This window comes from Bradyrhizobium sp. IC4060, from assembly GCF_020193715.1.
GTDB classification, from domain to species: Bacteria; Pseudomonadota; Alphaproteobacteria; order Rhizobiales; family Xanthobacteraceae; genus Bradyrhizobium; species Bradyrhizobium yuanmingense.
In genome coordinates, this window is sequence record NZ_JADYVJ010000010.1 from 240743 (window position 1) to 255438 (window position 14696).

A 14696-nucleotide genomic window follows, 5' to 3' on the forward strand; every position below is an offset into this window, starting at 1 on the left:
CAATCAGTGCAGTCTCAGTGGATCGGCAACGGTGGATGCGGGATCGCCGTCAGCAGCTCCTTGGTGTAGTCGTCCTTGGGATCGCCGAGAACCTGCTCGGAAGAGCCTTCCTCGACGATCCGTCCGGTCCGCATCACAATGACACGATCGCACAACAAGCGCACCACGTTCAAATCATGCGAGACGAACAGATAACTCATACCTAGCCTCGCCTTGAGGTCCTGCAGCAGGTTGAGGACGACAGCCTGCACGGAAACGTCCAGCGCCGCGGTCGGCTCGTCCAGGATGACGAGCTTGGGATGCAGCGCGATCGCCCGGGCGATACCGACGCGGGCCTTCTGGCCGCCGGACAATTGGTGCGGGAAGCGGTCGAGCAGATTGTGCGGCAGGCCGACCATGGTGGCGAGTTCCTCGCAGCGGGCGCGGAGCGCGTCGCGGCCCTTGATATCGCCAAGCTGCATGATCGGGTCGGCGATCGCGCGCGCGGCGGTGAAGCGCGGGTTGAGGCTGTCGGTCGGGTCCTGGAACACCATCTGGATGCGGCTACGCTGCGGCAGCCGGGCGAAGGCGGCAGGCTGAATGCCGCCGATGTCCTCGCCGTCGAACTGGATCAGGCCGGAGGTCTGGTCGAGCAGACGCATCACCATCATCGACGTGGTCGATTTGCCGCAGCCGGATTCGCCGACGAGACCGACGCTCTCGCCATGACCGATCACGAAGCTGATGCCGTCGACGGCGCGGAACACGTCCGGCTCGACCGGCGGCTTGCGGCCGAACAGCTTGCCGAGCACGGCGGTCGCGCCCTGACGGGGATATTCCTTGACGAGCTTTTCAACGCGGAGGAGGAGCGTCTTCTCCCTCTCACCGCTTGCACCGCTCTGCTCCCTCTCCCCGTCCTTCACGGGGAGAGGGTTGGGGTGAGGGGCTGCCTCTGCGAACTCGGCTCGTGGAGAGTCCCCCTCACCCGCCGCACTTCGCGCGTCGGCCTCTCCCCGCGCGCGGGGAGAGGCAAGAGTCTCCTCTTCCGGCAGCAGATCGCGCAAGCTCACCCCGAGCCGCGGCGTCGCGCGCATCAGCTTCTTGGTGTAGGGGTGCTGAGGGTTGGCAAAAATGTCGGCGGCGGTGGCGGTCTCGACGACGCGGCCCTTCTCCATGACGACGACGCGGTCGCAATAGGCGGCAGCGAGGCCAAGATCGTGCGTGATCAGGATGGTCGACATCGCGCGGCGTTTCGTCAGCTCGACGATCAGGTCCATCACCGCCTTCTGCGTGGTGACATCCAATCCGGTCGTCGGCTCGTCGGCGATGAGCAGCTGCGGATTGCAGGCCAGCGCGAGCGCGATGACGACGCGCTGGCACATGCCGCCCGACAGCTCGAACGGATAGGCGTGATAGCGCTCGCGCGGGCGGGCGATCTTGACCTGCTCGAGCGCCTCGATCGCCTTCTCGCCGTGATCGGCGACCTGGGCCTGCTGCACATGGGTGCGCAGCACGTCCTCGATCTGATCGCCCACTTTCCGGATCGGGTTCAGCGCGGCGCGCGGGTTCTGGAAGATCATCGAGACTTCGCGGCCGCGCAAGTCCCGCATCTGGTCTTCGGTGGCGGCCTTGACGTCGATGCCGGAGAACATCACCGAGCCCTCGGCGATCTTGCCGGCGCGGTCGAGGATGCGCATCACCGCGTAGGAGGTCACCGACTTGCCGGAGCCGGACTCGCCGACGATGGCGAGCGTCTCGCCCTTCGCGACGGAGATGTTGACGTGCTGCACCGCCTTGACGATGCCGCGGCGGGTGGTGAATTCGACCGTGAGGTCCTGGACGTCGAGCAGGGGCTGGGCCGTCATGGACGGCTCCCGTCACTCAAGCGGTCGAAAACAACCCCATGCACAGTAGAATGGCGACTGAAATCATTGGAGAATTTCTGACGTACGTCTGCCATCACGTCCTCCGCTGGGGATCGACGATGTCGCGGAGGCCATCGCCGAGCAGGTTGAAGCAGAACACGGCGATCATCAGGGCAAGGCCGGGAAAGAGCGCGATCCACCATTCGCCCGACACCATGAAGCCCGCGCCTTCGGCGACCATGATGCCCCATTCGGCCGTCGGCGGACGGACGCCGAGGCCGATGAAGGAGAGGCCGGCGGCGTTGAGGATGGCGTACCCCATGGTCAGGGACATCTGCACGATCATGATCGGCATGATGTTCGGCAGGATGTGCACCAGGAGGATGCGGAACTCGCCGTTGCCTGACAGACGCGCGGCCTGCACGAAGCCGGCATTGCGGCGGACATTGGCTTCCGCGCGCGCGACGCGGGCATAGAGCGGGAAGTTCACGATCGCGGTGGCCAGGATGATGTTCTGCACGGTGTTGCCGAGCGCGGCGACGATGCCCATCGCGAGCACGAATAGCGGGAAGGCCATGATGGTATCGGCGATGCGGCCGACGATGCGGTCGGTCCAGCCGCCGAAATAGCCGGCCGCGATGCCGGCAAGGCCGCCCATCAGGAACACCAGCGCGACCGAAGCGATCGCGATGAAGAAGTCGAGGCGCGTGGCGACGATGACGCGGCTGAAGATGTCGCGCCCCAGCTGGTCGGTGCCGAACCAGTGCGCCGCCGACGGCGGTTTCAACGCAGCCGCGGTGTCGGAGGCGAGCGGATCGTACGGCACCACGTAAGGGCCGAACAGCGCGGCGAACACGATGATCAGGAGCAGCGCAAAGGCAAAACCCGTGACCTTGTTCTCGCCGAGGACATAGCGGGTCTGCTCGAGTACCGCGACGAGGCCTGACGTGCGGGCGGGACCGACAGGTTCAACAGCAGGCGCAACGGAGCTCATAACCTACCCCTCCAGCCTGACGCGCGGGTCGATCACGCCGTACAAAATGTCGATGATCAGATTGAGCAGCACGTACATGACGGCCATGGTCAGCACGAAACCCTGCACCGGCGCGAAGTCGGAGGAGATCAGCGCTTCCACCGCGTAGGAGCCGATGCCCGGCCATGCGAACACTTTCTCGACCAGCACGTTGGCCCCCAGCAGGAACGAGAACACCATGCTGAGCGTGGTGATGACCGGCAGCATCGCGTTGCGGAACGCGTAGGTGACGATCACGGTTGCCGGCGACAGGCCGCTGGCGCGCGCGGTGCGGACGAATTCGGACGCGAGCACCGCGAGCATCGAGGCGCGCGTCATGCGCGCGATCGGCGCCAGCGAAAAGATCGCGAGCGTCGTTGCGGGAAGGATGAGTTGGCTCAACGCCGAGCGGAACGCCTCGACATCGCGCGCGATCAAAGTGTCGATCAGATAGAAGCCTGTTACCGTCGGCGGCGCACTGTAGAACACGTCGAGACGGCCGAGCGGCGCCGGCGACCAGCCGAGCCGGAAGTAGAAGACATAGACCAGCACGAGGCCGGTGAAGAACACCGGCAGCGACACGCCGGCCGTGGTCGTGACCCGGCAGAGATGGTCGATCCATGATCCCGGCCGCGTTGCCGCCAGCACGCCGAGCGGAATGGCGATCGCAACGGACACGAAGAGGCCGAGCAGCGTCAGCTCGGCTGACGCCGGCAGGCGGTTACGAATCTCGGTGGCGACCGGCTGGCCCGTCGTCAGCGAGTTGCCGAAATCGCCATGCGCGAGATCGTTGGCATAGCGGAAGAACTGCTCGATCAGCGGCTTGTCGAGGCCGAGTTTTTTCCGGATCTGCTCGACGGCTTCCTTGGTCGCGGCGGGGCCGGCGAAGTAGGCGGCGGGATCGCCCGGCAGCGCGCGCGTCAGCAGGAAGGTGACGATGACGACGCCGATCAGCGAGGGGATCGCGAACATCAGGCGCTTGCCGATCATGGTCAGCATGGTGCTCGCTCCGCTCGCGCGAATGGCGAATAGCGAGTGGCGAATGGATATTCGCTCCTGTCAACCATCACGTCCCCCTATTCGCTATTCGCCGCTCCCTATTCGCTTTCCTCACCCCTTCGCCATCGCGCGATAATCGAGCCTGCGGTGGAACCAGTATTGGTAGCCGCTGATGTTCTTCTGCATCGCGACGTTGACGAAGGGCTGGTAGAGCGGAATGCGCGGGACGTCGGCGAAGGCGAGATCGACGAAGCCCTTCACGTCGGCATCGTAAGCGGCCTTGTCGCCGGTGGCGGCCGCCGTGCGCGCACCGTCGATGAACTTGTCCATCGCCGCCGACTTGTAGCTCATGGTGTTGAAGACGGAGTTGTTGCCGTGATAGCACCAGTAGAAGAAGTACTCGGGGTAATCGAGCCAGCCCGAGAACACGTTGGTGAACAGCGGCATCTCCTTCTTGTTGAGCTCGGTGCGCCAGTTGGCGCCTGGCACCTTGTTGATGGTGGTCTTGATGCCGAGCTGGGCGAGGCTCTCCTGCACGAGGATGCAGAGCGGTTCGTTGACGCCGGCGAAGTTGAGATCGAACGAGATCGTGGTCTCGAAGCCGTTGGCGTAACCGGCTTCAGCCAGCAGGGCCTTCGCCTTCTCCATGTCGGTGTTGTACTTGTGCGGCTGCGGCCAGGCGACTTCGGTGGCCTTGTCCTTTGCGCCGAACATGGGATTGCCGAGACCGAACAGCACGGCGTCCATGATCTTCTGGTACGGCAACGCATAGGCGATGGCCTGCCGCACTTTCGGATTGTCGAACGGCGGCTTGGTGACGTTCATGCCGATATACTGGATGCCGTTGGAGAACGGCAGCGACACCACGTTGAGCTTGCCGTTCGCCTTCATCTCCTGGAAATCCTTGAACGGCAGCTCATAGGAGATGTCGGCATCGCCGCGCTCGAGCAGCGCACGGCGGTTGCCGGCCTGCGGCACCATGCGCCAAATCACGCGCTTGATCTTGGGAAGCGGACCGCCGACCCAATCCTCATTGCGCTCCATGATCACTTCGGTGCCGGCGGTCCACTTCGTCACCTTGTAGGCGCCGGAGCCGGCGGTCTGCTGTTTTGTAAACTCGAGGCCCCAGGGATCCTTCTCGCTGGCATTCTTCTTCACCAGCTCGGAATTGACGATGCAGGGCACGATCACGGCGAGATCGGGGATCGTCAGCTTGTCCTTCTTCAGGAAGTCGACGCGCACAGTGTGATCGTCGACCACGACGAACTGCTCGGCCTTGGTGAGCGAACCCGCGCTCATCTGGAAGGTCGGGAAGCCGCCGACGCTGACGGCGCGGTCGAGCGACCATTTCACGTCTTTCGCGGTAACAGGCGCGCCGTCGTGGAATTTGGCGTTCTTCTTCAGCTTGAAGGTGACCGACATGTCGTCGATCTTCATGTCGTCGGCGAGTTCGCCCTTGAACTTGTCGCGGTCGTAATAGGGCACGCCGCCGGGACCGCTCTTCATCTCGTGGCTGATCAGGCGGTCGTAGCAATTCCAGGAGACTTCATAGCCGGGCACGTTGGTGCCGATGCCATGGATGTCGAGATTGTTGGGGCCGCCTTCCGAGACGATCAGCAAGGTCTCCGAGCGGGCATCGGCCTTGGCTGAGGAGATCACGGACGGCATGGCCGGAAGCGCCGCGCCAGCGGCCAACCCGGAAACGGATTTGAGGAAATCGCGGCGCTTCATGAAATCGCTCCAACACAAAGGTTTTGGCTGGAACTGGATTCGCAAGGTTTGTGCCAAGGCTTAACGGGAGACTAAAGTCCATCTAAGCCGCTGATATCACAAATTATTCCTGTTCTCAGCACTCTGCACCGCAACGCGCAATTGCATACAAAGACGCACAATTGCGTAAAACTTAGGCTGATCGACTTGAGGGATCATTATGGAGGCAGCCGCCGGCGCTCGTCCCGGCCCCCCAGAGTCATTCCGGGGCGATACGCAGCATCGAACCCGGAATCCATCGGGCGGCAGAACGCGCGGCACAATGGATTCCGGGCCTGCCGCTGCGCGGCGCCCCGGAATGACGGAGGGGGCCCTCAGTTGGGCCAGATCAACTCCTGCAGCTCGATCAAATCATCCGCCCGCTCCTGCCAGCCCTCGATGCAGATGTGCGCGTTGAGGTCACTGGCGCGGTGCAGCAGCATCAGGGCCATCAGGCGGCGCTTGAGGGTAAAATCCAGTGTCGTATAGCCAAAGCCTTCGAGCAGGCTCTTCACTCTGCCCGGACGGCCCGCCGCCATGAAGGCGCTGGGGCCGAGCAGATCGTAGTCGCGCCACCCCGTGAGCACGTCGCCGAAATCGAACAGGCCGCCGAGCGACCATTGGCCGTCACAGGCGAGCAGAAAGTTCTCGGGGATGTATTCACCGATCAGGATCACGGGCGGCGCGTCCATCGGGATCAGCTTCGGGGCGTCACGTAGGAGATCGTCGAGGCCGGCGAGGAATTTTGGTGCGAGGCCGAGACGCTCGTGCCGCCCGCGGCAGCCCTGCATCTGCTGACGCATGAACGCATCCCAGCGCGGCTCGATGGACGCGAGCTCCCCGAGCGGAACGCGCTGCACGGCGGCGATGGTCTCCCCGATCTGGAGCAGCAGGCGCTCCTTCTGCGGCTCCGGCAGTGATGGCCAGACCTCCGAACCCAGCGTGCCGGCAAGGCGCGTGATGACGAGATAGGGCCAGCCGTCGCGCATCCCCTCCGCGACGATCTCGGGGATCGGCAGGTGCAGACGGCCTTTGAGCTGCGTCAGCGCGGCGCGCTCCGAGACGAACTGCGCTGCGAGCAGCGGCGGAAAGATCTTCAGGATCAGCGTCTCGCCGAGGCCGACCACGAGATTGGTGCCGGTCGCAAACACATGCGGCGAGCCGGCATCGAGGCCATGGCTACGTGCGATGTCGAGAGCGATTGGCAGCCATTGCGCGGAGGCGGAGCGGAAGGCGCGGAAGCTTGCGGCGTCGGTGAAGTGAGGCAGCTGTTGCGGCGTGATTGTCATCTGCACTCGCGTATCGAATGCAGGGGCAACTTTGGTTGACCCGGTGCAAGCCAAGGAAACGGTGCACCTCTCCCGCTTGCGGGGGAGGTCGGCGCGAAGCGCCGGGTGGGGGCTCTCTCCACGTGGGGACACTCTCCGCAGACTTCAGACAATCCCAACGTGGAGAGAACCCTCTCCCCAACCCTCCCCCGCAAGCGGGGGAGGGAGCGCACCTCGTTCGCAGCGGCGGCGAGACATAATCGCAACACACCCTACCGCTCGGGACTCGCGCGCTCGAACTGGCGCAAGAGCTTGTTGCCGCGCTCGACGGCGGAATCGAGCGCTGATTGCGCGCTCTTGTGGCCGGCGAAGGCCTGCTCGAGCTCGTCCTCGATCACGCCGCGGATCAGGATGAAGGAGCCGAGCCGGACGCCCTTGGAATTCTCGGTCGGCGGATTGAGCGTGATCTGCTCGAACGAGATCGCCGAGCCGGGATTGCGCTCATAGAAGCCTTGCGAGCGCGTCAGCTCGAAGGCGGCGCGGGTCACCGGCAGATAGCCGGTGTTCTGGTGCCAGGCCGCCTGCACGCCGGGCTGGGACAGATAGGCGAAGAACCGCGCCACGCCCTTGTATTCCTCGCGCGGACGGTCGCGCAGCACCCACAGCGTGGCGCCGCCGATGATCGAGTTCTGCGGCGCGCCCTTCACGTCGGGCCAATAGGGCATCATGCCGTAGCCGATCTCGAACTTCGAATTCGCCTTGATGTCGGCCCGCGTGGCCGAGGAGCCGATGAAGATGCCGCATTCGCCTTTCTGGAAGCGCGGCTCGGCCGACTGCCCACGGCCGCTATAATCGAACAGCCTGGTCTTCTGCCACTCGCTGAGCGCCGCGACGTGATGCACCAGCCTCGGATTGTTGATGGTCAATTCCGCATCCAGCCCGGCGAAGCCGTTCGCCCGGCTCGCGACCGCGAGGTTATGGAAGGCGGCGAAATTCTCGACATGGATCCAGGACGGCCAGGACGTGGTGAAGCCGCAAGCAGCGCCGCGGTCGCGCAGGCGCTTGGCGGCCGCTCCCAGTTCCGGCCAGGTCTTCGGCGGCGCCTCCGGATCGAGGCCGGCGTCGCGGAACATGGTCTTGTTGTAGTACAGGATCGGCGTCGAGGAATTGAACGGAAAGGACAACAGATTGCCGGCCGCATCGGTGTAATAGCCGGAGACCGCGGGCAGGTAATCACTGAGCGAGAACGGCTCGCCCTGGTCCCGCATCAGGCTGAACACCGGATAGATCGCGCCCTTGGCCGCGGTCATGGTGGCGGTGGCGACCTCGTTGACCTGGACGATGGCGGGCTGGGTGCGCGAGCGGAAGGCGAAGATCGCGGCCGTCACCGTCTCGGTGTAATTGCCCTTGTAGACGGGCACGATGCGGTAATCGGATTGCGAGGCGTTGAAGTCGGCGGCGAGCTTTTCCAGCTGCCGCCCGAGCTCGCCGGACATGGCGTGCCACCAGGCGATCTCGGTGGCGGCCCGCGCAGGGGCGGCCAATGCGAGGGCCGCAAAGGCGGCAACGAGCTGCAAAAGGCGCAAGGCTGACATCAGGATGGCTCTTCCCAGGCCGCGGCGACGACGAGGCGGCTGTCCTGCTTAAGGCCCGGCATTGGTCGTTTCAACCGGGAATGAACGCCGGCCGCGCCGCACAATCAGCCCGCTGGCCGGGGGCGGGATGGGACTTCCCTTAACATCTGCTGCAGCCCCGTTCCAATCGGAACGGGTTCTAAATTATTAATTTGACGGGTTTTCTTTACGCGAACCGGTATCCACTTCGCTTGAAAACGCTTTAGATTGCATTGAACCTTTTCCTTCCGCCATAGACTCCACCACTGAGGGGTTGAGTGTGCCAGTGTTGAGCCGTGCCGAACTCTCGCGGACCGGGGTGGTCTTCGTCGCGCTTCTGCTTGCCGCAGTCTCGTCGAGCATGCGCGCGACGAGTGCGGTTGCGCGCGAATTTCGCGCCGCCGACACCCAGGCCGAAGATTACCCGACCGTCCAGGCGCTGCGCTACATGGGCGCCCTGATCGCCGAGCGCACCAAGGGCCGCCACGAGATCAAGGTGTTCCACTCCCGCCAGCTCGGGGAGGAAAAGGAGACGATCGAGCAGACCCGGGCCGGTGCGATCGACCTCAACCGGACCAATGTCGCCCTGATCGGCAATTTCGTCCCGGCGATGAACGTGCTGGCGATGCCGTTCCTGTTCCGGTCCATCGAGCACATGCAGAAGGTGCTGGACGGACCTGTCGGCAGCGAGATCCTCGGTAGCTTCGAGCCCTACGGCTTCGTCGGGCTCGCCTTCTACGATTCGGGTGCGCGCTCGATCTATAACGGGGTCCGCCCGGTGAAGACCATCGCGGACCTCAAGGGATTGCGGATCCGCGTGCAGCAGTCGGAGTTGATGAGCCAGATGATGCGCGCGCTCGGCGCCGAACCGGTCGAGCTGCCCTACGGGCAGGTGCTCACCGGGCTTGCCAACCATCTGATCGACGGCGCCGAAAACAACTGGCCATCCTTCGTGACCACGAACCATTACAAGCATGCCGGCCATTACACGCTGACCGAGCACACGATGAGCCCGGAGGTGCTGGTGATCTCTCTGAAGGCCTGGAACAGCCTGTCGGCGGAGGAGCAGACGATCTTTAAGGAGGCCGCGCAGCGCTCCAGCCGGTTCATGCGCGAGAAGTGGCGCGACCTCGAGGAACAGTCGCAGCGCAAGGCGCAGGACGCCGGCGTCACCATCGTCAGGGAGATCGACCGCAAGCCGTTCTGGGACGCGATGGCCCCGATCTACGCCAAGGCCGCGCGCGATCCCGCCGCGGCCGCGCTGATCGAACGCATTCGCAAGGTGGAGTGAGGCCTTTTGGCTGCACTTGGACATAGCGAACACGCGGACAGGCCGCCCGGCCCGCTCGGGCAGCTGCGCGCGCGCATCGTCGGCCTCTTACGGGCGGTGCCGATCCGCTGGCGCATCCTGTCGATCGCCGCGCTGAACTCCGCCGTGGTCGTGGTGCTGGTGGCGATGATCTGGAACGGCGCCAAGGTGCTCGGCTCGGCCTGGGACGATGTGCGCCAGGTGCGCGAGTCCGATCGGATCCTGGCGCTGCTCGAGAGCGAGACCGGGCGGCTGCAGAACCTGATCCACCGCTACATCAACCAGCCGAGCCCCGACCTGTTCGCCGAGATCCTGTTGCTGCGCGAGGCGGTGCTGGGCACGCTGACCAATCGCGCCGCCAAGGACCCGATGCTATCAGGGTCGGTCGAGGAGCTGGAGCGCACCACCGACCGCTTCCTCAACGGCTTCGGCGAGCTGCGCAGCGTGCAGTCCACCATCGCCAAGACCTATGAGGAGCAGGTGCAGGGCCCGGCCAGGGACATGGCGGGACTCTACTCCATCATCGAGGGTGCCACCGGCCATCGCGACGCGCTGATCTGGCCCTCACTCGGCAAATCCCGCGAAGCCTTCACCGCGATGCTGGTCGCGGCCAATTCCTATTACCTGTCGCAGTCGTCGGGCGCCGCCGACGACGCGCGCCGCCATACCGAGACGATCGAGAGGACCATCCCGGTCATGATCGATCTCGCCGACAACGACCTGCAGAAGATGGCCTTGCGGCGGCTCGCGGCCCGCACCGCCGCACTTCGCGAGGGCTTTGCAAAACTCTCCGAGCAGCTTGCGAGCCGCACCGAGCTGCTCCGCAACACCATCGACGCCAGCCAGGCCGAGGCGATCGGCGCCATCGACGACCTCTCGACCAAGATGCGCCAGCGCGAGCAGAAGGCGCAGGAGGTGTTCGACCGCACGCTGGCGGATATCTCACGCCGGGTGCTGTCGATCGCGGTGATCTTCCTCGGCATCATCCTCACCGCGGGCGTCCTGATCGCGCTGTCGATCCGCCTGCCGCTGCAGCAGATCATGTCCGCGATGCGGGCGATCACGCTCGGCGATCTCGACCGCGAGGTGCAGGGCACGAAAGCGCGCGACGAGGTCGGGGCCATGGCGCGCGCGGTGGAGGTGTTCCGCGAGAACGCGATCGCCAAGCGCCGGACCGAGGACGAGCTGCGCGCGTCCAAGGAAAAGGCCGAGAGCGCCCTGCTCGAGCTCAACACCGCGCAGCAGAACCTGATCGACGCCGAGCGGCTGGCCGCGCTCGGCGGCCTGGTTGCCGGCGTTGCGCACGAGGTCAACAACCCGATCGGCATCAGCCTGACGGTGGCTTCGAGCTTTGCCCGGCGCACCGAGATTTTCGAAGCCCAGCTCAAGGGCGAGGGCGGCCTGCGCCGCTCGCAGCTGGAGGAATTCGTGCAGTCCTCGCGCGACGCCTCGCAGCAGCTCGTCGCCAACCTGACCCGCGCCGGCGAGCTGATCCAGTCATTCAAGCAGGTCGCGGTCGACCGCTCCCATGCCGAGCGGCGGCAATTCTCGCTCAGCGAGGCCACCGACCAGATCATCGCCAGCCTCAAGCCGGTGCTGAAGCGCTCGCCGATCACGCTGGAGGTCGATGTCCCCGAGGGGCTGCTGCTCGACGGCTATCCCGGCTCCTACGGCCAGATCCTGACCAACCTCTTCCTCAACGCCGCCAACCACGCCTTCGCCGACGGCCGCGCCGGCCGGATCGCGATCTCGGCGCGGCCGCGCGGCACCGAGGACATCGAGATCAGCTTCTCCGACGACGGGGCCGGCATGACCCCGGACGTGCAGCGCCAGGCCTTTGACCCTTTCTTTACCACCCGGCGCAATGAAGGCGGCACGGGACTTGGCCTTCATATCGTCTATAACCTCGTCACCCAGCAGCTCGGCGGCCGGATGATGCTGGAATCCAAGCTGGGACAAGGCACTACTTTTCGCATTATCATGCCCCGCGTCGCCAAGGGCGGCGCGCAAAGCACAGAAAGTGACGGATCTTCGCAATGGCCGAACAGGACGATGTCCTCCACCTGATCGACGACACCGGTACCGCGTCGGAGGACAGCAACGCCCGGAAATGGAAGATCGCCGTCATCGATGACGATCCGGCCGTGCATGACGGTACGCGTTTCGCGCTGTCGGACTACAGCCTGAACGGCCAGAGCCTGGAGATCCTATCGGCCTATTCCGCGGCCGAAGGGCGCAAGCTGATGGCCGAGCACCGCGACGTCGCCGCCGTGCTGCTCGACGTCATCATGGAGACCGACGTCGCCGGCCTCGAGCTGGTCGAGTTCATCCGCAACGAGATCCGGAACGAGACCGTGCGCATCATCCTGCGCACCGGCCAGCCCGGCCAGGCGCCGGAGCGGCGCGTCATCGTTCAGTACGACATCAACGACTACAAGGCCAAGACCGAGCTCACCGCCGACAAGCTGTTCACCTCGCTGACCGCGGCGCTGCGCTCCTACCAGCAGCTCGAGCGCATGGTGCAGACCCGGCGCGGGCTGGAGATCATCATCGACGCGGCCTCGACGCTGTACGACTTCAAGTCGATGCAGCGGCTCGCCGAGGGCGTCCTGACCCAGCTCGCTTCGCTGCTCAACGTCGACTGCGCCGGCATCCTGGTGCTGCGCGACAATGGCGGCATCGATCCCGAGCTCTCGGTGCTCGCCGGCAGCGGCTGCTACAGCCGCTTCATCGGCACCACCTCCTCGAAGGCGCTCGACCCCGAGCTGCGCGAGATGGTGGAGGCCGCGTTCCAGCGCCGCAAGAACGAATTCGCCGACCATCGCAGCGTGATCTATTTGCGCACCGGATCGGGCCGCGAGGTCGTGGTGCTGCTCCAGGCCGAGCGCGAGCTGTCGGAGACCGACCGTTCGCTGGTCGAGATCTTCTCCTCAAGGCTCTCGATCGCCTTTGACAACGTCATCCTCTACCAGCAGCTGCAGGACGCCAACACCCAGCTGGAGGACCGCGTCGCCCAGCGCACCCGCGCCCTGATGCAGGCCAACCGCCGCCTCTCGGCCCAATGGCTGCGGCTGCAGCGCGCCAACGGCTTCAAGAACGAGATTCTCGGCACCGTCGCGCACGACCTGAAGAACCCGCTCGGCGTCATTCTCGGGCGCACCGAGATGCTCAAGGAGCTGATCTCGACCGGCGCCTCGGAAAGCGGGGTCGTCGCCCAGGTCGACCATATCCGCGACGCCACCAAGCGCCTGACCACGATGGTCGATCATTTGATCTCGGACGCGATGGCCGATGCCTTCGACATCACCATCCGCCGCGAGCCGGTCGACGTCGCCGCCCTGGTCAAGGAGGTCGCCGAGGCCAACCAGCCGCTCGCGGTCAACAAGCAGCAGGCGATCAGCGTCACGGCGCCGCCCAACATCGTCACCATGTGCGACACCGACCGCATCCGCGAGGCGATCGACAATCTCATCAGCAACGCCATCAAATACTCACCGATCGGCGGCAAGATCGACGTCACCGTGGTCCACGAGGGCAGCGACACCATCGTCAGCGTCAGCGACGAGGGCGCCGGGCTGTCGCCGGAGGATCTCGGCCGCCTGTTCGGCCGGTTCCAGCGGCTGTCGGCCAAGCCAACCGCCGGGGAGAGCTCGACGGGACTTGGGCTCTCCATCGTCAAGCGTATCATCGACATGCACGGCGGCGAAGTGACCGCCGAGAGCGAGGGCCCCGGCAAGGGCTCGACCTTCACCATCACCCTCCCCGCGACTGAAATGCCGTGATGCCAAAGCCCGTGATGCAAAGACCATGACCCAAAGCCAGCACATCATGATCGTCGACGATGAGGCTCCGGCCCGGGAGATGGTCGGCGATTACCTCAAGATGCACGGCTTCACCGTGACGCTGTGCGACGGCGGCAAGTCCTTGCGCGCCGCGATCCAGGGCAGCATGCCTGATCTCGTCGTGCTCGACCTCAACATGCCCGAGGAAGACGGGCTCTCGATCATCCGCGACCTCAAGAGCCGCATCAACGTACCCGTCATCATGCTGACGGCGACCGCGAGCCCGATCGACCGCGTCGTTGGCCTTGAGCTCGGCGCGGACGATTACGTGGCGAAGCCCTGCGAGCTGCGCGAGCTGATGGCGCGCATCCGCTCGGTGCTGCGGCGGAGCGGACCGGCCAAGGCGGCAGACGCGCCGGCGGCGAAGGCGGACAAGGAGCAGCTGGTGCGCTTCGGCACCAAATGGCTCGACCTCGAAGCGCAGGCCTTGCGCGACGACGAGGGCAACGAGCATCCGCTGACCGCATCCGAGTTCGGGCTGCTCAAGGTGTTCGCGGCCAATCCGAAGCGCGTGCTGTCGCGCGAGCGCCTGCTCGAGCTCGCCAACGCCCGCGACGCCGAAGCCTTCGACCGCGCGGTCGATCTGCGCATCATGCGCATCCGCCGCAAGATCGAGCCCGACCCGGCCAAGCCTGCCGTAATCCGCACCATCCGCGGCGGCGGCTATCTGTTCTCGCCGCAGGGCGAGAAGGCGTAGGGCGAGCGGCACAACCCGCTCTGCCGTAGCCCGGATGGAGCACAGCGCAATCCGGGGGTGCTGTAGCCGCGGATGGAGTTGCCCCGGATTTCGCTGCGCTTCATCCGGGCTACGAGATTATCGCCCCCGGGACGACAGCGGTAGGTGCGGCGCGACCAAACGCAATCCTCCAAAATTCGTTCCGCGGCGCGCCCGTCCGGCCCCGAATCCCCACCCCCGTATTTTCCGTACGTTGAAATCACAAGGTTTTTTGCCCCGAATGTTTCGTCGCACCCTGTCCGGCGAAACAATTTGACGGCGCACGAAACCATTTTCCGCTTTTCGTGCAGACGTCCCGAAACGTTGGCTCCTTAACACTTTGAC

The 14696-nt window shown here is 65.0% G+C and carries 10 protein-coding genes; 4 read left to right on the plus strand and 6 right to left on the minus strand.

Annotated features, from left to right (window positions below; translation table 11 throughout):
- Positions 1 to 14: 14 nt before the first annotated feature.
- The 6 genes from I6F16_RS28160 to ugpB form a co-directional block, all read right to left on the minus strand.
- Positions 15 to 1844, minus strand: coding sequence for an ABC transporter ATP-binding protein (locus I6F16_RS28160; RefSeq protein ID WP_036001864.1), 1830 nt, complete (start codon positions 1842 to 1844; stop codon positions 15 to 17).
- Positions 1845 to 1938: 94 nt separating this feature from the next.
- Positions 1939 to 2838, minus strand: coding sequence for an ABC transporter permease (locus I6F16_RS28165; protein WP_036001868.1), 900 nt, complete (start codon positions 2836 to 2838; stop codon positions 1939 to 1941).
- A gap of 3 nt (positions 2839 to 2841) precedes the next feature.
- Entirely contained in the window at positions 2842 to 3855 is a 1014-nt protein-coding gene (locus I6F16_RS28170) for an ABC transporter permease (RefSeq protein WP_036001872.1), read from the minus strand.
- A gap of 111 nt (positions 3856 to 3966) precedes the next feature.
- Complete coding sequence (locus I6F16_RS28175) at positions 3967 to 5586, minus strand: ABC transporter substrate-binding protein (protein WP_036001875.1); 1620 nt, start codon at positions 5584 to 5586, stop codon at positions 3967 to 3969.
- Between the two features lie 353 nt (positions 5587 to 5939).
- On the minus strand, positions 5940 to 6893 hold the full coding sequence (locus I6F16_RS28180) for an aminoglycoside 3'-phosphotransferase/choline kinase family protein (protein ID WP_036001878.1): 954 nt from the start codon (positions 6891 to 6893) through the stop codon (positions 5940 to 5942).
- 251 nt (positions 6894 to 7144) lie between these two features.
- Complete coding sequence (gene ugpB, locus I6F16_RS28185) at positions 7145 to 8467, minus strand: sn-glycerol-3-phosphate ABC transporter substrate-binding protein UgpB (RefSeq protein WP_193374946.1); 1323 nt, start codon at positions 8465 to 8467, stop codon at positions 7145 to 7147.
- Positions 8468 to 8765: 298 nt separating this feature from the next.
- Here ugpB and I6F16_RS28190 point away from each other — a divergent pair, with 298 nt between their 5' ends.
- From I6F16_RS28190 to I6F16_RS28205, 4 genes are read left to right on the plus strand one after another with little or no spacing between them, the layout of a single operon-like run.
- Positions 8766 to 9776, plus strand: a complete 1011-nt coding sequence (locus tag I6F16_RS28190; protein ID WP_036001891.1) for a TRAP transporter substrate-binding protein — start codon at positions 8766 to 8768, stop codon at positions 9774 to 9776.
- 6 nt (positions 9777 to 9782) lie between these two features.
- Positions 9783 to 11861, plus strand: coding sequence for an ATP-binding protein (locus I6F16_RS28195; RefSeq protein ID WP_036001883.1), 2079 nt, complete (start codon positions 9783 to 9785; stop codon positions 11859 to 11861).
- Complete coding sequence (locus tag I6F16_RS28200; protein WP_109142153.1) at positions 11831 to 13576, plus strand: DUF3369 domain-containing protein; 1746 nt, start codon at positions 11831 to 11833, stop codon at positions 13574 to 13576. The genes I6F16_RS28195 and I6F16_RS28200 overlap by 31 nt, the downstream gene beginning before the upstream one ends.
- A 25-nt stretch (positions 13577 to 13601) precedes the next feature.
- The gene (locus I6F16_RS28205) at positions 13602 to 14333 is read left to right on the plus strand and encodes a response regulator (RefSeq protein WP_109142152.1); all 732 of its coding nucleotides are present in this window, start codon (positions 13602 to 13604) and stop codon (positions 14331 to 14333) included.
- Positions 14334 to 14696: the final 363 nt, after the last annotated feature.

What these genes read in the sequence shown, in the direction of transcription:
- I6F16_RS28160 (WP_036001864.1), bottom strand. Translation starts at nt 1,844, where the DNA reads ATGACGGCCCAGCCCCTGCTCGACGTCCAGGACCTCACGGTCGAATTC.
- I6F16_RS28165 (WP_036001868.1), bottom strand. Translation starts at nt 2,838, where the DNA reads ATGAGCTCCGTTGCGCCTGCTGTTGAACCTGTCGGTCCCGCCCGCACG.
- I6F16_RS28170 (WP_036001872.1), bottom strand. Translation starts at nt 3,855, where the DNA reads ATGCTGACCATGATCGGCAAGCGCCTGATGTTCGCGATCCCCTCGCTG.
- I6F16_RS28175 (WP_036001875.1), bottom strand. Translation starts at nt 5,586, where the DNA reads ATGAAGCGCCGCGATTTCCTCAAATCCGTTTCCGGGTTGGCCGCTGGC.
- I6F16_RS28180 (WP_036001878.1), bottom strand. Translation starts at nt 6,893, where the DNA reads ATGACAATCACGCCGCAACAGCTGCCTCACTTCACCGACGCCGCAAGC.
- ugpB (WP_193374946.1), bottom strand. Translation starts at nt 8,467, where the DNA reads ATGTCAGCCTTGCGCCTTTTGCAGCTCGTTGCCGCCTTTGCGGCCCTC.
- I6F16_RS28200 (WP_109142153.1), top strand. Translation starts at nt 11,831, where the DNA reads ATGGCCGAACAGGACGATGTCCTCCACCTGATCGACGACACCGGTACC.
- I6F16_RS28205 (WP_109142152.1), top strand. Translation starts at nt 13,602, where the DNA reads ATGACCCAAAGCCAGCACATCATGATCGTCGACGATGAGGCTCCGGCC.